At 30.0% G+C, this 20,676-nt stretch carries 22 protein-coding genes, 2 tRNA genes and 1 rRNA gene; 24 read left to right on the top strand and 1 reads right to left on the bottom strand.

All coding sequences use genetic code 11. The features are described from left to right. On the top strand, positions 1-924 hold the full coding sequence (gene fmt, locus ACAN_RS10410) for a methionyl-tRNA formyltransferase (RefSeq protein ID WP_099334698.1): 924 nt from the start codon (positions 1-3) through the stop codon (positions 922-924). A gap of 33 nt (positions 925-957) precedes the next feature. After that, the gene (locus tag ACAN_RS10405) at positions 958-2,322 is read left to right on the top strand and encodes a GAF domain-containing sensor histidine kinase (RefSeq protein WP_099334697.1); all 1,365 of its coding nucleotides are present in this window, start codon (positions 958-960) and stop codon (positions 2,320-2,322) included. Between the two features lies 1 nt (position 2,323). Here the strand turns inward: ACAN_RS10405 and ACAN_RS10400 are convergent, their stop codons facing one another. Then, positions 2,324-3,217 carry an AEC family transporter gene (locus ACAN_RS10400; protein WP_099334696.1) on the bottom strand — a complete coding sequence of 298 codons (894 nt, stop codon included), beginning with the start codon at positions 3,215-3,217 and terminating at the stop codon, positions 2,324-2,326. Between the two features lie 82 nt (positions 3,218-3,299). Here ACAN_RS10400 and ACAN_RS10395 point away from each other — a divergent pair, with 82 nt between their 5' ends. The 22 genes from ACAN_RS10395 to ACAN_RS10290 all read left to right on the top strand — a co-directional run bounded on the left by ACAN_RS10395 (position 3,300) and on the right by ACAN_RS10290 (position 20,637). After that, entirely contained in the window at positions 3,300-3,935 is a 636-nt protein-coding gene (locus ACAN_RS10395) for a biotin--[acetyl-CoA-carboxylase] ligase (protein WP_099334695.1), read from the top strand. After that, the gene (locus tag ACAN_RS10390; protein ID WP_079579729.1) at positions 3,932-4,708 is read left to right on the top strand and encodes a ParA family protein; all 777 of its coding nucleotides are present in this window, start codon (positions 3,932-3,934) and stop codon (positions 4,706-4,708) included. The genes ACAN_RS10395 and ACAN_RS10390 overlap by 4 nt, the downstream gene beginning before the upstream one ends. A 3-nt stretch (positions 4,709-4,711) precedes the next feature. Then, positions 4,712-5,581 carry a ParB/RepB/Spo0J family partition protein gene (locus tag ACAN_RS10385; protein ID WP_079579728.1) on the top strand — a complete coding sequence of 290 codons (870 nt, stop codon included), beginning with the start codon at positions 4,712-4,714 and terminating at the stop codon, positions 5,579-5,581. A gap of 102 nt (positions 5,582-5,683) precedes the next feature. After that, positions 5,684-6,106, top strand: a complete 423-nt coding sequence (locus ACAN_RS10380; RefSeq protein WP_079579727.1) for a F0F1 ATP synthase subunit B family protein — start codon at positions 5,684-5,686, stop codon at positions 6,104-6,106. A 10-nt stretch (positions 6,107-6,116) separates the two neighbouring features. Next, a complete protein-coding gene (locus tag ACAN_RS10375) occupies positions 6,117-6,635 on the top strand; it encodes a F0F1 ATP synthase subunit B (RefSeq protein WP_079579726.1) in 519 nt (172 codons plus the stop codon). Continuing rightward, positions 6,635-7,165 carry a F0F1 ATP synthase subunit delta gene (locus ACAN_RS10370; protein ID WP_079579725.1) on the top strand — a complete coding sequence of 177 codons (531 nt, stop codon included), beginning with the start codon at positions 6,635-6,637 and terminating at the stop codon, positions 7,163-7,165. Before ACAN_RS10375 ends, ACAN_RS10370 begins: the two co-directional genes overlap by 1 nt. Before the next feature lie 21 nt (positions 7,166-7,186). Continuing rightward, a complete protein-coding gene (gene atpA / locus ACAN_RS10365) occupies positions 7,187-8,704 on the top strand; it encodes a F0F1 ATP synthase subunit alpha (protein ID WP_079579724.1) in 1,518 nt (505 codons plus the stop codon). Between the two features lie 10 nt (positions 8,705-8,714). After that, the gene (atpG, locus tag ACAN_RS10360; protein WP_099334694.1) at positions 8,715-9,602 is read left to right on the top strand and encodes an ATP synthase F1 subunit gamma; all 888 of its coding nucleotides are present in this window, start codon (positions 8,715-8,717) and stop codon (positions 9,600-9,602) included. Positions 9,603-9,620: 18 nt separating this feature from the next. Continuing rightward, a complete protein-coding gene (atpD, locus tag ACAN_RS10355) occupies positions 9,621-11,021 on the top strand; it encodes a F0F1 ATP synthase subunit beta (protein ID WP_099334693.1) in 1,401 nt (466 codons plus the stop codon). Between the two features lie 9 nt (positions 11,022-11,030). Then, entirely contained in the window at positions 11,031-11,408 is a 378-nt protein-coding gene (gene atpC, locus ACAN_RS10350; protein WP_079579721.1) for an ATP synthase F1 subunit epsilon, read from the top strand. Positions 11,409-11,471: 63 nt separating this feature from the next. After that, on the top strand, positions 11,472-11,978 hold the full coding sequence (locus ACAN_RS10345) for a MotA/TolQ/ExbB proton channel family protein (protein ID WP_228150651.1): 507 nt from the start codon (positions 11,472-11,474) through the stop codon (positions 11,976-11,978). A gap of 3 nt (positions 11,979-11,981) precedes the next feature. Continuing rightward, a complete protein-coding gene (locus ACAN_RS10340) occupies positions 11,982-12,371 on the top strand; it encodes a biopolymer transporter ExbD (RefSeq protein ID WP_079579719.1) in 390 nt (129 codons plus the stop codon). 7 nt (positions 12,372-12,378) lie between these two features. Further along, positions 12,379-13,134, top strand: coding sequence for an energy transducer TonB (locus ACAN_RS10335; RefSeq protein ID WP_079579718.1), 756 nt, complete (start codon positions 12,379-12,381; stop codon positions 13,132-13,134). Positions 13,135-13,139: 5 nt separating this feature from the next. Further along, positions 13,140-14,408 carry a Tol-Pal system protein TolB gene (gene tolB, locus ACAN_RS10330; RefSeq protein ID WP_099334692.1) on the top strand — a complete coding sequence of 423 codons (1,269 nt, stop codon included), beginning with the start codon at positions 13,140-13,142 and terminating at the stop codon, positions 14,406-14,408. A gap of 116 nt (positions 14,409-14,524) precedes the next feature. Then, positions 14,525-15,097: an OmpA family protein gene (locus tag ACAN_RS10325; protein ID WP_079579716.1), complete on the top strand. Its 573-nt coding sequence runs from the start codon at positions 14,525-14,527 to the stop codon at positions 15,095-15,097. 48 nt (positions 15,098-15,145) lie between these two features. Further along, the gene (locus tag ACAN_RS10320; RefSeq protein WP_228150650.1) at positions 15,146-16,093 is read left to right on the top strand and encodes a tetratricopeptide repeat protein; all 948 of its coding nucleotides are present in this window, start codon (positions 15,146-15,148) and stop codon (positions 16,091-16,093) included. 16 nt (positions 16,094-16,109) lie between these two features. Then, a complete protein-coding gene (locus tag ACAN_RS10315) occupies positions 16,110-16,679 on the top strand; it encodes an FKBP-type peptidyl-prolyl cis-trans isomerase (RefSeq protein ID WP_409454907.1) in 570 nt (189 codons plus the stop codon). Positions 16,680-16,808: 129 nt separating this feature from the next. Continuing rightward, positions 16,809-17,741, top strand: a complete 933-nt coding sequence (gene fabD / locus ACAN_RS10310) for an ACP S-malonyltransferase (RefSeq protein WP_099334689.1) — start codon at positions 16,809-16,811, stop codon at positions 17,739-17,741. Further along, positions 17,734-18,429, top strand: a complete 696-nt coding sequence (locus tag ACAN_RS10305; RefSeq protein WP_099334688.1) for a 5'-methylthioadenosine/adenosylhomocysteine nucleosidase — start codon at positions 17,734-17,736, stop codon at positions 18,427-18,429. Before fabD ends, ACAN_RS10305 begins: the two co-directional genes overlap by 8 nt. 419 nt (positions 18,430-18,848) lie before the next feature. Beyond that, positions 18,849-20,363 (top strand): 16S ribosomal RNA (locus ACAN_RS10300). 85 nt (positions 20,364-20,448) lie between these two features. Continuing rightward, positions 20,449-20,525 (top strand) — tRNA-Ile (locus ACAN_RS10295). Positions 20,526-20,561: 36 nt separating this feature from the next. Continuing rightward, positions 20,562-20,637: transfer RNA gene (locus tag ACAN_RS10290), tRNA-Ala, on the top strand. Positions 20,638-20,676 lie beyond the last annotated feature (39 nt).

The following is a 20,676-nucleotide window of genomic DNA, read 5'->3' as shown; positions in this document are numbered from 1 at the left end:
ATGTCTAAAAAAATTGTATTTATGGGAACACCTGATTATGCAACAGTAATCTTTGATAAGCTAATAAAAAATGATTCATATGAAATTTTAGCACTATTTACTCAGCCTGATAAAAAAGTTGGAAGAAAACAGATTTTAACACCTCCTCATATTAAAAAATATTGTATTGATAATAGTATTGATTTGCCAATTTATCAACCAATAAGCTTGAAAAATAATATTGAAATGGTAGATATTTTAAAAAACTTAAATCCTGATTTTATAATTGTTGCAGCTTATGGACAAATTTTACCAAAAGAGATTTTAAATATTGCTCCTTGCATAAACTTACATGCTTCTATTTTACCAAAGTATAGAGGAGCAAGTCCTATACAAGAATCAATTTTAAATGATGATAAATATACTGGTGTAACTTCAATGCTTATGGAAGAAGGACTTGATAGTGGAGATATTCTTGGAATACAGTATTTAAAATTGACAGAAAATATGTTAGTTGATGAAGTATTTAATAAATTATCGAATATAGCTGCTAGTTTAACAATTACAACACTTGATAATTATGAAAAAATTGAAGCTAAAAAACAGAATAATTCAGAAGTTAGTTTTTGTAAAAAAATTAAAAAAGATGATGGCTTAGTATCTTTTAATGACTCAAGAAAACTCTACTTAAAATATAAAGCTTACTGTTTTTGGCCAGGTATTTTTTTACAAAGTGGTTTAAAACTAAAAGAAGTAGAATTAAATGAAACTACTTCAGTAAACGCAGAAGGAAAAATTTTAGATATTAATGAAAATTTTGCAATTATAGCTTGTGCTAAAGGCTCAATAAAAGTAAGTACAGTTCAAGCTCCTTCAAAAAAAGCTGTAAATATTACAGATTACTTAAGAGGAAAGAGGTTAGCTGTAAATGATACTTTAATCTAATATCTATTAGAATATGAAAAAAGAGTAAAGTATATGGATAAAGAATTAAAGCATTTTTATGATTTGAGTATTTTTACAATTGAAGATTTGGATGTATTACTACATGAAATTTTAAAACACACAAGAGAGCTTGTCTCTTGTGAAGCTGGAAGTATATATATGAAAGAAAAAGACCACTTAGCCTTTCATGTATTTCAAAATGATGCTTTAACTTATGAAAATATTTTTAAACAATACTGCAATATAAAAGATTTAAAACTACCTTTAAATGATTCTAGAAAATATTTAGCTGTTGAATCTTTACAGTTAAATAAAATTATAATAATCGATAATGCATACAAAACAACAGATTATGAGCTTTTAGGAGTAAAAGAGTTTGATGAAATATTTGATTATAAAACTTACTCAATTATTACCGTTCCACTAATTCATCCAAGAGAAAAAACAAAATTAGGTGTTATTCAACTTTTAAATAAAAAAAGTAATAAAAAGATTGATGTTTTTACTAAAAAAGATAAAGATATAGTCTCAATGATTAGCTCTTTTATATCTCTTTCTATTGCAAAAGCACAAAGCGATGTACAAAAATTAAAAAGATTAAATAAACAGTTAGAAGAAGCAAATAAAAAACTTGAATCAAGAGTAGAAAAAGAAGTTAAAGAAAATGAAAAAATGAGTGCTATTATTTTTCATCAGTCAAAAATGGCAAGTATGGGAGAAATGATAGGGAATATTGCTCACCAATGGAGACAACCTTTAAGTAGTATTAGTACAATTGCTAGTGGAATGTCTTTGGATTTAGAGATGAAAAACTTTGAAAAAGATAAAGGGATAACTCAACTTAAACAAATAGTTGATACAACAAAATATCTTTCTCAAACAATAGATGATTTCAGAAGTTTTTATAAAGTTGATAGAGCAAAAGAGCACTTTAATTTAGCAGATGCTGTACAAAAAAGTGTATCTTTATCTATTGCAACAATGAGTAGTTCTTATATAAAATTTGTTTTAAACCTTGATGAAGAATTAACTGCATATGGCTTGAGAAATGAGTTTACTCAATCTCTTTTAAATTTACTTACAAATGCAAAAGATGCACTTGTTGAAAATGTAAGCGCTGAAGAAAAAAGATATATATTTATTGACGTATATAAAAAGAACAATAAAAATATTCTTCAAATAAAAGACAATGCCAAAGGTATACCAACTAAACTTTTAGATAAAATATTTTTACAACACTTTACTACAAAATCGAAAATTGGTGGAACAGGAATAGGACTTTTTATGGTAAAAGAGATAATTGAAAAGCATATGAATGCCACAATAAGTGTTTCAAATGAAAAATTTACTTTTAACAATAAAAATTATAAAGGTGCTTGCTTTACTATTACTTTTTAGTCTAAGCTAAAAAGTAATAAAAACTAGTAACTGTTAATAAACTTCCCAAAACTCCTAAAACTAAGGCATTTATTGCAAAGGTTTCATCAAGTCCTCCTTTAATAGCTAAAACAACAGCCATTGTCATAGGTGGCATAGCTGCTTCTACTATTGTAACTTTACTCCAAGTATCATCAACATTATAAAATATTAAGAAAGCTAAATATACTATTATTGGAATAATAATCATTTTTAAGAACATGGCAGTAAAAACAGCTTTAAATTTATAAAAAATATTCTTTATTTGAAGCTTCATTCCTATTGCAATCATAGCAAGAGGAACAAGTGTTGCACCTAATGTTTCAGTTGTATTTATGATAAAAATAGGTACTTCAAATAACTTAGTAAAAATAGTTATAAAAAACATAATAATGGGTGGAAAATATAAAACACTTTTTAAAATTGCTCTAAAATTAACTTGTTGCCCACTTCCCCAATTTATTATTATCATCCCTAAGCTAACTAGAATTAAAAAAGAACCAAACAAATCATAAATTAGGGCATAAACTACATAGTCTTGACCATAAAAAGCATCAATGTATGAAAAACCAATAAATGAAGTATTACCAAAAGTAGCAACAATAATAAATGTGGCAAATAACTTTTTTTCAAGTTTTAAAAACTTACCAAGCATAAATGCAAGTATAAGGTTTAAAAAGATTATTGCATTAAACATAACTATTAACTTAAATATCTCAAATGTTAACTCTAAATTGTAGATTTTATTAAATACAATTGCAGGAAGTGAAAAGTAAATAATAAACTCAATTAGCTCTTTTGAGTTATCTTTAAAATATATTTTAAATAAATAGCCAAGTAATAAATACATAGCTATTGGTAACACTGGATCTAGCATAAAACTCTCTTTTGTGATTTTGAAATATTATATATATAATAGTATTAATTTATTCTTGTAGTAACTTTTTGTATAATATTTTATGAAAATTCTAAAGTTAAAAGAAGTAGATTCTACACATACTTACTTAAAAGAGTATATAAAAAATATAAATGAGTTTGAACCTGTATGTATAGTAGCTAATTTACAAACAAATGGAGTAGGTAGTAGAGGAAATAGTTGGAGTGGAGTTGAGGGGAATCTATTTTTTTCTTTTGCATTTAAAAAAGAACAATTAACAGATGATTTGCCACTTCAAAGTTGTTCAATCTATTTTTCATATTTATTAAAAATTATATTGAAAAATAAAGGTTCAAATGTTTGGATAAAATGGCCCAATGATTTTTATATAAATAATAAAAAAATAGGTGGAACAATTACAACTATATCCAATGATATCGTGCTTTGTGGAATAGGTTTGAATTTAAAATTTGTTAATAATGAGTTTGGTAAATTAGATATTAATATTGATATTGATAAAACTCTTCAAGACTATTTTAATAAAATAAAAAATAAGACTTCATGGAAGCAAATTTTTAGTGATTTTAAGGTAGAATTTCAAAATAGTAGAAAATTCCATGTTACGATCAACAATAAGAAAAAATCATTAGAAAAAGCTATTTTAAATAGTGATGGTTCTATAAATATAGATAAAAAAAAGGTTTTTAGTTTACGATGACAGAAATAATATCAATAGCAAATCAAAAAGGTGGTGTAGGAAAAACGACTACAGCCGTAAATTTAAGTGCAGCTTTGGCTTTAAGAGGTAAAAAAGTACTTTTAATTGATGCGGATCCACAATCTAACGCTACAACTAGTTTGGGTTTTCATAGAGATACATATGAATATAATTTGTATCATGTAATGTTAGGAACTAAAGAATTAAGTGAAATAGTTTTAGATTCAGAAATTGAAAATCTAAAAGTTGCACCTTCAAATATTGGCTTAGTAGGAATTGAAAAAGAGTTTTATAAAGATAATAAAGATAGAGAATTGATTTTAAAAAGAAAAATTGATCCAATTAAAAAAGATTTTGATTATATAATTATTGATTCACCTCCTGCACTTGGGCCAATTACAATAAACACATTAAGTGCTTCAAATTCAGTTCTTATACCAATTCAGTGTGAATTTTTTGCACTTGAGGGTTTAGCTCAATTACTTAATACTATTAAACTTGTTAAGCAAACAATTAATAGACAGTTACAAATAAGAGGTTTTTTACCTACAATGTATAGTTCTACAAATAATCTTTCAAAACAAGTGTTTGCAGATTTAGCACAACATTTTGAAAGTAAACTTTTTAAGATAGATGAAACATCTTATGTTGTTATTCCAAGAAATATTAAACTTGCAGAGAGTCCAAGTTTTGGAAAACCAATTATGCTTTATGATGCAAGTGCAACTGGTACAAAAGCATATACAAATTTAGCAAGAGCAATAGCAGGATAGAATATGGCATTAGGAAGAGGACTTGGAGAATTACTTGGTGAAGTAGAAATTGCTTATGAAAATGGTTCAGGAAAAGATACATTAGAAAAAATTGGTACAATTGTAGAGATTGAAACTAAATTAATTAAATCTAATCCAAATCAACCAAGAAAAATTTTTGATGAAGATAAATTAAAAGAGTTAAGTGATTCAATAATTGAGCATGGATTATTACAACCAATTGTTGTAATACAAGACAGTGATACTAGTTTTACTTTGATTTCAGGTGAAAGAAGATTAAGAGCGCATAAACTTGCAAAGATTGATAAGATTAAATCAATTGTTCTTGATGTAGAAGAGTTTAAACTAAGAGAGTTAGCTTTAATTGAAAATATTCAAAGAGATGATTTAAATATTATTGAACTTGCTTATTCATATGCACAATTAATAAATGATCATAATATTACTCATGATGAATTATCAAAAAAAGTGTTCAAAAGTAGAACATCGATTACTAATACTTTAAGACTTTTACAACTTAGTTCATATGTACAACAATTGTTAGCAAATAGTAAAATTAGTGCAGGTCATGCAAAGATAATGCTTGGTTTAGACGAAGAACAACAAAAAGTTGTAGCTGATTCAATTGTTGGACAAAAATTGTCAGTTAGAGAAACAGAAAAATTAGTAAAACAAATAAAAGAACCTAGTACAAAAAAAGTACAAAATAGTAAAAAAAATAAAAACTATGATTTTAAACCTTTAAATAATGTTTTAAAAACTTTGAAAGAAAATGACTTAAAAGTTAAAGCTGAAAAAGATTATTTTAAGATTGAAATAACTTCTCAAGAAGATATAGAAAAGATTTCTAATTATTTTCGTAACACTTTATAAATTTAAGCGACATTATCCTTCATTTTAATACAATTTTATAAATATTTTTGATAAAATTAATCAGTTTTAGTCAAACTAAACTGTATAAATATGGAGGAATGAATGTTAGACATAAGTCCTGTATTGTTGCTTAGCTCTGGTATCATCTTTTTGTTAGTTGTTGCCAGACTAAACAGTTGTCTATTCAAGCCTCTACTAAAGCATATGGATGATAGAGCAGATTCTATTAAAAGAGATTTAGAGAATGCGAAATCAAATAGTGCAAATGTAGATGGCATGCTGGCTGAAGCAAATGATGTAATTGCTGCTGCAAAAAAAGAAGCAGCTACAATAAGAGAAAAAGCTTACAATGAAGCAAAAGAGAGTGCTGATGCGAAACTTGCAAATGCAAAAGTTAATTTAGAAGAGAAATCTGATGAATTTGCTAAAAGCTTGCAAAATGACACAAAAGCATTAAAAGATTCATTAATAGCTTCTATGCCTCAATTTAATGAGAGCCTAAAAGCTAAGCTTAGCTCGATATAAAGGAATTAAAGTGAAAAAAATATTACTATTAGGTTTAGCTTTAAGTCCAATTGCATTACTTGCTAGTGGTGAAGGTGCGGAAACTGATTACGATATTATTCAAAGAACCGTTAACTTTATAATTTTTGCTGGAATTTTATGGTACTTACTTGCTGATAAAATTAAAGCTTTTTTTGCAGATAGAAGCTTATCTGTTCAAGCAGAGCTTGATAAAGTACAAGATACTTTAAAAGCTTCTCAAAGTAAAATTGATTCTGCTAATAAACAATTAGAAGAAGCAAAAGTACTTGCTGCAGAAATTGTAGAAAATGCAAAAACAGATGTTGATTCAATCAAGCAAAAAGTTGCAGCTACTGTTGATGCTGAAATTGCTCAACTAGAAAAAAACTTCGATGAAAAAATGAATATTGAAGTAAGAAAAGCAAAAAAAGAAGTTGTTGCTGAAGTTCTTGAAGAGCTATTTAATTCAGGCGATGTAGAATTAACTCAAGAAGAGTTATCAAATATTGTACTTAAGAAGGTAGCATAATGATTGATTTAGTAGCAAAAAGATATGTAAAAGCTTTATTAGATGGAAGAGATATTGACTCTATAACTGCTATTAGCAAAGAGTTAAAAGAGATTTCTTCAGCTTATAATGATGCTAAATTTATAGCTATTATATCATCTACTGAAGTAAAAAATAGTGATAAAGTTGAGTTAATTATCTCGCTTGTAGATAATTGTAGTGACACTTTACAAAATCTTATTAAATTACTAAGTAATAACAAAAGATTAGATATTATTCCCGTAATTGCAAATGAGTTAGAAACTCAACTTGCTGTTATTAATAACTCGTATAATGGAGTAATTTATACAAATAAAGAGTTAGCTGCAGAATATATTTCATCAATTGAAAAAGAGTTTAGTAAAAAATTTAATGTAGATTTATCATTATCACAAAATATTTGTGATTATAATGGTATTAAAGTTGATATTGATGGACTTGGGGTTGAAATATCTTTTTCAAAAGATAGATTAAAATCTCAAATGATTGATCATATTTTAAAAGCAGTTTAGAACTTATAAAGGAGAATTTGAATGGGTGCAAAGATTCAAGCTGATGAAATCAGTTCTATTATAAAAGAAAGAATCGAAAACTTTGAATTAAACGTAGATGTAAATGAAACTGGTAAAATCATCTCTTTTGCAGATGGTATTGCTCAAGTTTACGGGCTAAAAAATGTTATGGCTGGTGAACTTGTAGAGTTTGAAAATGGGGAAAGAGGATTAGCTTCTAACTTAGAAGAATCAGCAGTTGGTGTTGTTGTTCTTGGTAATGGAGAAGGTCTTACTGAAGGTACTTCTTGTAAAAGATTAGGTAAATTACTAGAAACACCAGTTGGTGAAGTTATGGTGGGAAGAGTTGTTAATGCTCTTGGTGAACCTATAGATGGAAAAGGTGCTATTGAATCAACAGAAAAAAGATTTGTTGAAGAAAAAGCTCCTGGAATTATGGCAAGAAAATCTGTACATGAACCATTACAAACTGGTATTAAAGCAATTGATGCACTTGTTCCAATTGGTAGAGGGCAAAGAGAACTTATTATTGGTGATAGACAAACTGGTAAATCAACAGTTGCAATTGATACAATTCTTAACCAAAAAGGTGAAGATGTTGTTTGTATTTATGTTGCAATTGGACAAAAATCATCTTCTGTAGCTAATGTTGTAAGAACATTAGAAGAAGCTGGTGCAATGGATTATACAATTGTTGTAAATGCTGGTGCTTCTGAATCTTCAGCTTTACAGTTTTTAGCTCCATATACAGGTGTGACTATTGGTGAATATTTTAGAGACAATGGAAAACATGCATTAATTGTTTATGATGATTTATCAAAACATGCAGTTGCATATAGAGAAATGTCTTTATTATTAAGAAGACCTCCAGGTAGAGAGGCATTCCCAGGGGATGTATTCTATCTACACTCAAGATTATTAGAAAGAGCTGCTAAAATGAGTGATGAATTAGGTGCTGGGTCAATGACTGCTTTACCTATTATTGAAACTCAAGCAGGTGATGTTGCTGCATATATTCCAACAAATGTTATTTCTATTACAGATGGTCAAATCTTCTTAGAAACTAACCTTTTTAACTCTGGTATTAGACCTGCTATTAATGTTGGTTTATCAGTATCAAGAGTTGGTGGTTCTGCACAAATTAAAGCTACTAAGCAAGTTGCTGGTACATTAAAATTATCTCTTGCTCAATATAGAGAGCTTGAGGCATTTGCACAGTTTGCATCTGATCTTGATGAATCAACAAGAAAAGAGCTTGAGCTTGGTCAAAGAATGGTTGAAGTACTAAAACAAGGTGTTAATAAACCATTAGTTATTGAAAAACAAATTGTTATCATTTATGCTGGTACTAAAGGTTATTTAAATGATGTTGCTGTTGGAGATGTTGTTAAATTTGAAGAAGAATTACATGCATTTTTTGAGCAAAAATATTCAAATATTTTAGAATCAATTAAATCAAAACAAAAGATTGACGACGAGATTGAGTCTGCATTAAAATCTGCATTAAATGAGTTTAAAACTGTATTCAGTGCAAAATAAGGATTAGCATATGGCTAACTTAAAAGAGATTAAACTAAAAATCGGTAGTGTAAAGAATACTCAGAAGACAACTAAAGCTATGAAGCTTGTATCTTCTGCAAAACTTACTAGAACTAGACAGTTATCTGCTCAAGCTAGAAGTTATGCAAATAAGATAAATGATGTTCTTTCTGATATCGCAAATCGAGTTAGCAAAGTTCATGAAGATGATAATGTTGATAAAGCATTTGTTCCTAATGACAATCCAAAAACAGTAGATATTGTTTTTGTTACTGCTGATAAAGGTCTTTGCGGTGGTTTTAATATGGCGACAATTAAGACTGTTAATAAAATCAAAGCTGATTATGAAAATAAGGGTGCAAAAGTAAGATTAAGAGTTGCTGGAAGAAAGGGAATTGATTTTTTCTCTTTTCAAGGTATTGAATTAACTCAAAAAGTTTCAGATTTATCTTCAGCCCCAGATTATGACAGAGCTTCTGAATTCATTGGTGAAGCTGTAGAAGATTTTAACAATGGAATTACAGAAAAAGTAATTTTAGTTTATAATGGGTTTTTAAATATGTTAACTCAAGAGTTAAGAGTAAGAGATCTTTTACCTATTAGTTTAGAAAATGTTGAAACTAAAGAAGAAGATAACTCTATGCTTTATATTGAACCTGATGATGATCAAGAAGTATTAAGTGAATTAACAGCAAAATACTTAGATTTTAATATGTATTATTCATTAATTGACTCTTTAGCCGCTGAACATTCTGCAAGAATGCAAGCTATGGAAGCTGCAACAAATAATGCAAAAGAAAGAGTTGATACTTTAACAGTTGAATATAACAAAGCTAGACAAGCTGCAATTACAACAGAGCTGATAGAGATTATCAGTGGTGTTGAATCATTAAAATAAGATAAAGGAGCTACCCGTATGAAAGGTAAAATTATTCAGGTAATGGGTCCGGTTGTTGACGTTGAGTTCGACGGATATTTACCGGAAATCAATGAAGCAATTGACGTTGTTTTCTCTGATGCAGACCATGATAGATTAGTATTAGAAGTTGCTGCACACATTGGCGATAGCAGAGTTAGAACTATTGCTATGGATATGACAGAAGGTTTAAAAAGAGGACAAGAGTGTATTGCTACTGGTGGACCAATTAAGGTTCCAGTTGGTGAGCCAGTTCTTGGTAGAATCTTTAATGTAATTGGTGATCCTGTTGATGAGGGTGAACCAATCGCTGAAGATGCTGAAAGATGGTCTATTCACAGAGCTGCACCAACTTTTGAAGAACAATCTACTAAAACAGAGATGTTTGAAACTGGTATTAAAGTAGTTGACTTACTTGCACCATACTCAAAAGGTGGTAAAGTTGGACTATTTGGTGGTGCTGGTGTTGGTAAAACAGTTATTATTATGGAACTTATTCACAATGTTGCATTTAAACATTCAGGTTACTCTGTATTTGCAGGTGTAGGTGAAAGAACAAGAGAAGGTAATGACCTTTACTATGAAATGAAAGACTCTAATGTACTTGATAAAGTTGCATTATGTTATGGTCAAATGAGTGAGCCTCCAGGTGCAAGAAATAGAATTGCACTAACTGGTCTTACAATGGCAGAATACTTCAGAGATGAAAAAGGTCTAGATGTATTAATGTTCGTTGATAATATCTTTAGATTTGCACAAGCTGGTTCTGAGATGTCAGCACTACTTGGAAGAATTCCATCTGCTGTTGGTTATCAACCAACATTAGCAAGAGAAATGGGTGCTTTACAAGAGAGAATTACTTCTACTTCTAAAGGTTCTATTACTTCTGTTCAAGCAGTATATGTACCAGCGGATGACTTAACTGACCCAGCTCCTGCTTCAGTTTTCGCTCACTTAGATGCAACAACAGTACTTAATAGAAAAATTGCTGAAAAAGGTATTTATCCAGCAGTTGATCCATTAGATTCTACATCAAGAATTTTAAGTGCAGATGTATTAGGTGAAGAGCACTATGCAACAGCAAGAGGTGTTCAATCAGTATTACAAAAATATAAAGACTTACAAGATATTATTGCAATTTTAGGTATGGATGAATTATCTGAAGCTGACAAACTTGTAGTTGATAGAGCAAGAAAAATTGAAAAATTCCTATCTCAACCATTCTTCGTTGCAGAAGTATTTACAGGAAGCCCAGGTAAATATGTTGAACTTAAAGATACAATTGAAGGATTCAAAGGTATCTTAGAAGGTAAGTACGACGATATTCCTGAAATGGCATTCTATATGGTTGGTGGAATGGATGAAGCTTTAGCTAAAGCTGAGGAAATGAAATCAAAATAAGGTTAGCCTATGGAGACAATTAGATTATCAATAGTTACGCCAAATGGAGAAATCTTTAATGATGATGTTAAAACAGTGACTCTTCCTGGAAAAGAGGGAGAGTTTGGTGTTTTACCAGGTCACTCATTATTAGTTTCTTCTTTAACAGTTGGTGTAATTGTTATTGAAAAAGCAAATTCTACTGAGGCTGTTGCTATAAACTGGGGACACGTTAAAGTAAGTGAAAGTACAGTTGATGTATTAGCAGATGGTGCTATTGCATTAACACAAGGTGAAGATTCTAATATTGCTAAAAATATTGAAGCAGCTAAAGATTTGGTTAGTTCTGTAAAAGACTCAAATGTTTCGCTTGCTTCTGTTGAAGCAAAAATCAACTCATTTGCATAGAAATATCATATGATTGACTCGATATTAGATTATCTAAGTAATAGTAGCGCTATCGCAATTCTTGTGTTAGTGCTGCTATCTATTTATTTGGTAACAGTTTTTTGGATTTTTATATATAGACTTCTTTCATTAAATTCATTTATTGTAAATGAAAAAAAATCACTTGAGTCTTTAACATCACGAAATACAACAGTAAATCCGCTATCCTCTTTATATAAATGTTCAAATGGTTCAACTTCAAAGCATATATTAAAAGCTTGTGAAATATCAATAATAAAAGATGCTAGTTTTGGAATCTCTTGGCTTTCAATTATCTCTTCAACTGCACCATTTGTAGGTTTATTTGGAACAGTTGTTGGTATTTTAGAATCATTTGCCAAATTTTCTAGTCACTCTAAAGTTGGTTTTTCAATTATAGCACCAGCTATTAGTGAAGCTTTAGTAGCAACTGCTGCTGGTATATTTGTTGCAATTTTTGCATATACTTTTCATCAAATTTTAGTAAGAAAAGTTTATGAACTAAATACTTATATAAAGGCACAAGCTGAAATTTTAATAGCAAAAGGTTAATAAATGTATGATTTTAACCAAAAGCCTGATTTAAATATTACTCCACTAGTTGATATCATGCTAGTTCTTTTAGCAATACTTATGGTTACAGCACCAGTATTAGAGTTTGAAGAGCAGATCAATCTTCCTAGTGGAAGTAAATCAGTACAAGTTCAAGATGTAAAAAAGATCACAGTTTTTATTAATGAAAAAAGAGAAGTAAAAGTAAATAAAAATAAATATGATATAAAAGATTTTGCAGATAGTTTTATTTTATATGCAAAATCAAAAGACAGAAATACTCCAATACATATAAGAGCAGATAAAAGTTTAGTATATGATGATATAATTTTTGTATTAAGAACTATTAAAGAAGCTGGATTTTTTAAAGTTTCTCTTATTACTGATGGTTAGGATTTAAATGATTAACTTTTTTTCAGATTATGATAAAGGAAATTTTTATTTATCTGGCCTTTTAGCTTTATTTATATATATTTTTGTATTTGTTCTGTTTTTACTTTATTTAGACTCAAATAATGCTAAAACATTTGACTCATCAAAAAAAGCTACAGTATTTAAATTAGATGTAGTTTTAGCTGATAGTGAAGTGAAAAATAAACCTAAAATGAAAATTGAGAAAAAAACCCAAGAAAAAATTATTAAAAAATCAACATCTAAAAGTTCAGAACAAAAATCAGACTTAAAGTCTCTTTTTGCAAATGTTAAAACAACAGAAACAAAAGTTGTAAAAAAAGAAGTTAACAATGTAAAATCGTCAAATGTATCAAGTAGATTTAAATCAAAATTTGAAAGAGAAAAAAGAACAAATAGTGATTTAAGTGTATCTAGTATGTTAGGCGAAGTAAAAGCAGAAAAAAGAAATTTATCTATTTCTACCTCTTCAAATCATGAAAATGATCCTTATTACTCTAAAATATATGAAATATTAGCACAAAGATGGAATCCTATATTAATTGAAGATGGCTTAGAAGCTAAGGTTTTGGTTATAATTTCTAATGATGGAGTTTTTGATTATAAATTTTTAAAATATTCTACTAATGAAAAATTTGATACTCTTTTAAAAGAGTTTTTACAGCAGCAGAAAGCTCTTTTATACCCACCTCATAATAAAGGTTCTAAAACAAATATTGAGGTAACATTTAAATCTAAAGGATAATTAACATGAAAAAAATGATAGTTGTACTATTGTGTTTTTTTAATATTGCATTTGCGGTTGATGCAAAATTAGAGATTGTAAAAAAATCTAAAAGTCTACCTAAAATTGTTATTTCTATTTCTGAAAATAGTAATGATATTAATTTTTTATCTAAAGTTAAAAGAGTAATTGAAAAAGATTTAAAAGTTAGTGGACACTTTGAAGTACTTTCTAGTAATGTAAAAACAAACTATAATCAAAGACCTGATTTATATAAACTTCAAAAAGAAGGGGTTGATTTATATTTAAATATTGATTCACAAATTAGTGGTTTTGGTGGATTTATATTAAATACTAAGCTTTTTGATATAAATAGTAAATCATTAGTTTTAAATAAAACATTCTCAACAAAACAAGAGAATAGGTACCCTTTTTTATCACATAGAGTGGCAATCTCAATTAATAAATATTTAAATGCTCCATCAATTGATTGGATGGATAAATTTGTTATTTTTTCAGTATATAAAAAATCAAAAAAAGCTGATATTTATATAGGTGATTATACTTTAACATATCAAAAAAGAATAGTTAGTGGAGGCTTAAATATTTTCCCTAAGTGGGCTAGTAAAAAGCAAGATAGCTACTATTATACTACATATGTAAATAGTGTTCCAACATTAGTAAAAGCAAATCTTTATACTGGTAAAAAAGAAACAATAATGAGAAGTGAGGGAATGGTTATTGCTTCTGACATTAGTAGTGATGAATCAAAAATATTAGTAACTGCATCTCCATATGGTCAAGCTGATATTTATTTATTTGACACAAAAACAAAGACTAAACAGAGATTAACAACATATAAAGGAATTGATGTTGGTGCACACTTTGTTGAAAATGATACTAAAATAGTTTTTGTATCTGATAGGTTAAATTATCCAAATATTTTTGCTAAAAAAATTGGACAAAGGGGTGTTCAAAGATTGGTTTACCATGGAACTAATAACTCAGCAGTTACTACACATAAAAATTATGTGGTATATTCAAGTAGAGATAAAGCAAATGAGTTTGGCTTAAGAACTTTTAATTTATATTTAGTATCAACAAAAAGCGATTCTTTAAGAAGATTAACAGCAACAGGAGTTAACCAATTTCCTAAATTTTCATCAGATGGTGAATCTATTTTACATACAAAAACTATAAATGGAAAAAGTTATTTAGGTATTATTAGATTAAATTATGAAAAATCATTTACATTTGCACTAAGAAGTGGAAAAATACAATCAATTGATTGGTAATAAGTTTTAATTACTCTATATAATATATATAGTATATATAATATATGTAATTATTGTAATTTATAATTAAGTTTTATTTTTGTAAAATCAGTTAAATTTTAAATAAGGGAAATGTTATGAAAAAGATTGGTATTTACTCTTTTTTAGTTGCAGCAGTTTTATTTACTGGTTGTAGTCAAAAAAATGTTGAAATGGATGGAAGTTCTGCAAGCCAAGAGAACCAAAGTGAAATTAATAACTCTGAAGCAACTTTAGATAATATTGATAATAGTAATATTCAAGAAGAAGTTTCAAATGATACTTTGTCTGAAAAAGCAGAAAATGGTTACTATTATATGATTAATGGAGAGAAAGTATTTATTGAAAATATCTATTTTGGATTTGATAAATATAAATTAGACTCTAACATGATCGAGAAAGCTAAAGACAATGCTCAAAAACTTTCAGGTATTAAAGAAACTACAAAAATAAAGATTGAAGGTAATTGTGATGAGTGGGGAACTGATGAATATAATTATGCATTAGGTTTAAAAAGAGCTAAGGCTACTAAAGATGCACTTATTTCAGAAGGTATAAATGAAGACTCAATTTCACTTGTAAGTTTTGGTGAGAGTAATCCAGTTTGTAATGAAAAAAATAAAAATTGTTGGCAAAAAAATAGAAGAGCTGAACATAAGCTTTTACCATAATTGAATTGATTAGTATTATAAAACATGAAAAAAATAACCCTAACGATAATGCTGTCTTCATTAGCTTTTGCTAATGAAGTTTCAGTATTTGGAGCTGGAGATTTAAATTCAAATGAACCTTATGGTTTGAATTCTACAGAAAAATACATTTTAAAAAATAAGAATGAATTAGGAAAAATCGATACTAAATTTAAAGGTGTAAAAACAACTTTAGAAACAGTAAGTGAGCGTATTGATGGATTAGAGTCTATTTATGAGGGCGATTCACAAAAATTAAATAAAACAGTTATTACTTTAAATAAAATAGTTAAACAAATAGAAGAGATACAAAATACTACTTCAAAAAATAAAACAGATATTGAAAATTTAAAGAATGTTACAAATCAATTATTAACAATGCAAGAAGAAATTTCTTCAGAAAATAGAAAAAACCTAGATACTTTAAAAGAAGCAATAGATAAATTATCAAAACAGTTAATTAAAATTAATAAAGAATATGTATCTTTTAGTGAAATGAAAAAAAACATGAAACAGTTTGTAACTGTTGAAGAGTTTAATGCATTTAAAGAAACTTTAGGTAAAAAAACTAGTGTAAAAACAAAATCAACTACTAAAACAAAAAAGTTATCATACGCGCAAAAAGAAGAGATGCTTAATGAAGCAAAAGAGTTATTCAAGAAGGATTATTTTACAAAAGCTATACCAATTTTTGAAGAATTAGTTGAATTAAACTTTAAGCCTGCTGAGAGTAACTACTATCTTGGTGAGATGTGGTATTACAGGGATAAGTTTGAAAAGGCAATTGATTATTTCAAAAAATCTGCAGTTTTATATGATAAAGCTTCTTGGATGCCAAGGTTGTTGCTACATAGCGCTATATCTTTTGAAAATATTAAAGATTATAAAAATGCTACTAAATTTTATAGTACATTAATTGATGTTTATCCAAGTTCAAAAGAAGCAAAAATAGCAACTAAAAATATATCAAAATTATAAATTTATAGGAGAAATTATGTCAAAAGTTATAGGAATAGAATATTCATTAAAAGATGCAAACTCAGGTGAGCATTTAGATACAAATGTTGGAGCTGCTCCATTAGAGTTTGTTTCAGGAAAAGGTCAAATTATTCCAGGTTTAGAAGAAAAATTAGTTGAAATGAATTTAAATGATGAAGCTGATGTTTTAGTTGAACCAAAAGAAGCTTATGGTGAGTATAATGAAGAAGCTGTTCAATCATTACCAAAAGAGCAATTTGCAGGTATTGAGTTACAAGAAGGAATGAGTTTATATGGAACTGGTGAAAATGGTGAGACTGTTCAAGTTACTGTTAAATCATTTACAGATAGTGATGTAACAATTGATTACAATCATCCAATGGCTGGAAAAAGCTTAATGTTCTCAGTTTCTATTGTTTCTTTAAGAGATGCAACTGATGAAGAAATTGAAACTGGAGTTGTAGGTGGAATGGCTGCTATGGGTGGCGGTTGTTGTGGTGGTGGACACCATGACCATGGTTCTGAAGGTGGTTGTTGTAGTTCTGAGCCACAAGGTCAATCAGGTGGTGGTTGCGGTTGTCACTAAAAACCTTTTTATATTAAGAATTATTTGCCCAAAAGTGTTCCACTTTTGGGCAAAACTATTTTTTAGAAGTAATAATTACTTTTAAAAAATAGTTTTAAACTAGAGTTAAATTTAAAATAAGGTAAAAATATGAAAAAAGTTGCTTTTATTTTTCCAGGTCAAGGAAGTCAAAAAGTTGGTATGGGAAAAGATTTTTTTGATAATAGTGATATTGCAAAAGAGATGATTTCAAAAGCAAGTGATAGATTAGGTATAGATTTTAAAGAATTACTTTTTGAAGAGAATGAGATGCTAGGTAAGACTGAATATACTCAACCTGCAATATTATTAGTTTCATCAATTGCAAATGCAATTTTTAAAGATAAATGCAATGTTAAACCTGAATTTGTACTAGGACATTCACTAGGTGAATTTTCAGCACTTGTAAGCGCTGGTGCAATTGATTATTTAGATGCAATTGAACTAGTTCATAAAAGAGGTAAATTTATGAATGATGCATGTTCAGGTTCAGGTGCTGGTATGATGGCTCTTGTTGGTTTAGACGATACAAAAGTTGAAGAAATATGTGAAAATCAAAGAAAAAGTGGCTTAAAAGTTTGGCCAGCAAATTATAATATGGATGGACAATTGGTTCTTGCTGGATTAAAAGATGATTTAGAAAGTTTAGTTGATACTTTTAAAGAAGCTGGAGCAAAAAGAGCTATTGTTTTAGATATGTCTGTTGCAAGTCATTGTGAATTGTTAGAAAGTGCAGTAGAAAATTTAAGACCATATTTAGAAGAGTATTTATTAGACACATTTGATGTTGATACTATTTCAAACGTTACAGCACAAGCTTATAATACAAAAGAAGAAGCAATAGATTTATTATCAGAACAACTAATTAATCCTGTAAAATATAAACATTCTATTTTATCAAAAGAGTCAGATGTTGATCTATTTATTGAATTTGGTAATGGAATTGTTTTAAAAGGTTTAAATAGAAAAATTACAAAAAAAGCAACTCTAAATGTAAGCGATATGAGTTCTTTAGAAAAAACTATAGAGGCGTTAAATGAATAAATTAGCAATAATGGGTGCTATGCAAGAAGAGATTGAACCTCTTTTAGCAAACTTTGAAGATATAAAAGTTACTGAATATGCAGATAATAAATATTATGAAGTTTCATTAGATGGATTAGATATTGTAATAGCGCACTCAAAAATAGGAAAAGTATTTGCAAGTTTAACTGCAACTACTATGATAGAAAAATTTTCTTGTGATACACTACTTTTTTCAGGTGTTGCAGGTGCTGTAAATAGTAAGTTAAAAATAGGTGATCTTATAATTGCTGATAAACTTTGTCAACATGATTTAGATATTACAGCTTTTGGACACCCTCATGGTTTTGTTCCAGGAGGAAAAGTTTTTGTTGAAACTTCACAAGAATTAAGAGATATTGCTAAAGAAGTAGCAAAAGAGAACTCTTTAAAAGTTTTAGAAGGAACTATTGCAACAGGCGATCAGTTTGTTCACTCAAATGAAAGAAAAGATTTTATTCAAAATACATTTAAAGCAGATGCACTTGAAATGGAAGGTGCTAGTGTTGCTGTAATATGTGACTCATTAAATGTTCCATTTTTTATATTAAGATCAATTTCTGATAGTGCAGATATGGAAGCAAATTTTGATTTTGATGAATTTTTAAAATCAAGTGCAGAAATTTCGGCTGATTATATTCTAAAAATAGTTAAAAAACTAAATAAATAAAAAAGAAAAGAAGTTATGCTTCTTTTCTTTTTATCTTAAAAACAGATAATTACTAACATTGACAAAATCCAAAACTTTATAAAAACCCCATAAAATATAGAGAAGAGAGTAAAGAAGAAAGTATTTTCCAAAATTTAAGCCTGCATTAAGTTTAAACCCTTGACAAAGGGGCAAGATTTGTCTATAATTCCCGTCCAAATTCGCTGAGGCAAACAAGAGATTGAGAGCTAAAGATGAGATTGAGTTCTTTAACACAAAGTAAGTTTGTAAGAGAAGTAACTTTTATAAACTGAATATATATATGACAAAAAAATAAGAAGAATACAAATTCTTCGTCTATAATATCATACATAAAGTATGATAAAACAATGAGTAATTAATTTTGTATAGAAATACATAATTAGTCAGAGAACAAACACTTTATGGAGAGTTTGATCCTGGCTCAGAGTGAACGCTGGCGGCGTGCTTAACACATGCAAGTCGAACGAGAACGGGATTAGCTTGCTAATCTGTCAGCTAAGTGGCGCACGGGTGAGTAATATATAGGTAACGTGCCTTCAAGAGGGGGATAACAGATGGAAACGTCTGCTAAAACCCCATATGCCTTTAATGCGAAAGTATGCAAGGGAAATATTTATAGCTTGAAGATCGGCCTGTACAGTATCAGATAGTTGGTGAGGTAATAGCTCACCAAGTCAATGACGCTTAACTGGTTTGAGAGGATGATCAGTCACACTGGAACTGAGACACGGTCCAGACTCCTACGGGAGGCAGCAGTGGGGAATATTGCACAATGGGGGAAACCCTGATGCAGCAACGCCGCGTGGAGGATGACACATTTCGGTGCGTAAACTCCTTTTATATAAGAAGATAATGACGGTATTATATGAATAAGCACCGGCTAACTCCGTGCCAGCAGCCGCGGTAATACGGAGGGTGCAAGCGTTACTCGGAATCACTGGGCGTAAAGAGCGTGTAGGCGGATAGATAAGTCAGAAGTGAAATCCAATAGCTTAACTATTGAACTGCTTTTGAAACTGTCTATCTAGAGTATGGGAGAGGTAGATGGAATTTCTGGTGTAGGGGTAAAATCCGTAGAGATCAGAAGGAATACCGATTGCGAAGGCGATCTACTGGAACATAACTGACGCTGAGACGCGAAAGCGTGGGGAGCAAACAGGATTAGATACCCTGGTAGTCCACGCCCTAAACGATGTACACTAGTTGTTGCTATGCTCGACATAGCAGTAATGCAGTTAACACATTAAGTGTACCGCCTGGGGAGTACGGTCGCAAGATTAAAACTCAAAGGAATAGACGGGGACCCGCACAAGCGGTGGAGCATGTGGTTTAATTCGACGATACGCGAAGAACCTTACCTGGTCTTGACATAGTAAGAACCATTTAGAGATAGATGGGTGTCTGCTTGCAGAAACTTATATACAGGTGCTGCACGGCTGTCGTCAGCTCGTGTCGTGAGATGTTGGGTTAAGTCCCGCAACGAGCGCAACCCTCGTCATTAGTTGCTAACACTTCGGGTGAGAACTCTAATGAGACTGCCTACGCAAGTAGGAGGAAGGTGAGGACGACGTCAAGTCATCATGGCCCTTACGACCAGGGCTACACACGTGCTACAATGGGGTATACAAAGAGCAGCGATACAGTGATGTGGAGCAAATCTAAAAAATACCTCCCAGTTCGGATTGTAGTCTGCAACTCGACTACATGAAGTTGGAATCGCTAGTAATCGTAGATCAGCAATGCTACGGTGAATACGTTCCCGGGTCTTGTACTCACCGCCCGTCACACCATGGGAGTTGATTTCACTCGAAGCGGGGATGCTAAGATAGCTACCCTCCACAGTGGAATTAGCGACTGGGGTGAAGTCGTAACAAGGTAACCGTAGGAGAACCTGCGGTTGGATCACCTCCTTTCAGAGAAAAGATTAAGAGAGTCAAAACTCTTAATCAAAGTCAATATATATTCAGTTTATAAAGGTTATTTAAAAGATAGGTGAGAGGGCCTATAGCTCAGCTGGCTAGAGCGCTCGACTGATAATCGTGAGGTCCCAGGTTCAAGTCCTGGTAGGCCCACCATGATTAAATAATCTTAAAAGAAGAGATTAAAAAGTTGGGGAATTAGCTCAGCTGGGAGAGCGCCTGCCTTGCACGCAGGAGGTCAGCGGTTCGATCCCGCTATTCTCCACCAACAAACAAGAAGAAGTTAAATATAAGTTCAATAAATATT

The sequence above is a fragment of the Malaciobacter canalis genome (assembly GCF_008000835.1).
Lineage (GTDB): Bacteria > Campylobacterota > Campylobacteria > Campylobacterales > Arcobacteraceae > Malaciobacter > Malaciobacter canalis.
This window is presented reverse-complemented; position numbering and strand designations above follow the sequence as displayed.

Excerpts from the sequence above, each read along its gene's own strand:
- ACAN_RS10395 (WP_099334695.1), top strand. The coding sequence starts at position 3,300 with ATGAAAATTCTAAAGTTAAAAGAAGTAGATTCTACACATACTTACTTA.
- ACAN_RS10340 (WP_079579719.1), top strand. The coding sequence starts at position 11,982 with ATGTATGATTTTAACCAAAAGCCTGATTTAAATATTACTCCACTAGTT.
- ACAN_RS10400 (WP_099334696.1), bottom strand. The coding sequence starts at position 3,217 with ATGCTAGATCCAGTGTTACCAATAGCTATGTATTTATTACTTGGCTAT.
- atpA (WP_079579724.1), top strand. The coding sequence starts at position 7,187 with ATGGGTGCAAAGATTCAAGCTGATGAAATCAGTTCTATTATAAAAGAA.
- ACAN_RS10305 (WP_099334688.1), top strand. The coding sequence starts at position 17,734 with ATGAATAAATTAGCAATAATGGGTGCTATGCAAGAAGAGATTGAACCT.
- ACAN_RS10380 (WP_079579727.1), top strand. The coding sequence starts at position 5,684 with ATGTTAGACATAAGTCCTGTATTGTTGCTTAGCTCTGGTATCATCTTT.
- atpG (WP_099334694.1), top strand. The coding sequence starts at position 8,715 with ATGGCTAACTTAAAAGAGATTAAACTAAAAATCGGTAGTGTAAAGAAT.
- atpD (WP_099334693.1), top strand. The coding sequence starts at position 9,621 with ATGAAAGGTAAAATTATTCAGGTAATGGGTCCGGTTGTTGACGTTGAG.
- fmt (WP_099334698.1), top strand. The coding sequence starts at position 1 with ATGTCTAAAAAAATTGTATTTATGGGAACACCTGATTATGCAACAGTA.
- fabD (WP_099334689.1), top strand. The coding sequence starts at position 16,809 with ATGAAAAAAGTTGCTTTTATTTTTCCAGGTCAAGGAAGTCAAAAAGTT.
- ACAN_RS10405 (WP_099334697.1), top strand. The coding sequence starts at position 958 with ATGGATAAAGAATTAAAGCATTTTTATGATTTGAGTATTTTTACAATT.
- ACAN_RS10370 (WP_079579725.1), top strand. The coding sequence starts at position 6,635 with ATGATTGATTTAGTAGCAAAAAGATATGTAAAAGCTTTATTAGATGGA.
- ACAN_RS10325 (WP_079579716.1), top strand. The coding sequence starts at position 14,525 with ATGAAAAAGATTGGTATTTACTCTTTTTTAGTTGCAGCAGTTTTATTT.
- ACAN_RS10320 (WP_228150650.1), top strand. The coding sequence starts at position 15,146 with ATGCTGTCTTCATTAGCTTTTGCTAATGAAGTTTCAGTATTTGGAGCT.
- ACAN_RS10390 (WP_079579729.1), top strand. The coding sequence starts at position 3,932 with ATGACAGAAATAATATCAATAGCAAATCAAAAAGGTGGTGTAGGAAAA.
- ACAN_RS10315 (WP_409454907.1), top strand. The coding sequence starts at position 16,110 with ATGTCAAAAGTTATAGGAATAGAATATTCATTAAAAGATGCAAACTCA.
- tolB (WP_099334692.1), top strand. The coding sequence starts at position 13,140 with ATGAAAAAAATGATAGTTGTACTATTGTGTTTTTTTAATATTGCATTT.
- ACAN_RS10335 (WP_079579718.1), top strand. The coding sequence starts at position 12,379 with ATGATTAACTTTTTTTCAGATTATGATAAAGGAAATTTTTATTTATCT.
- atpC (WP_079579721.1), top strand. The coding sequence starts at position 11,031 with ATGGAGACAATTAGATTATCAATAGTTACGCCAAATGGAGAAATCTTT.
- ACAN_RS10385 (WP_079579728.1), top strand. The coding sequence starts at position 4,712 with ATGGCATTAGGAAGAGGACTTGGAGAATTACTTGGTGAAGTAGAAATT.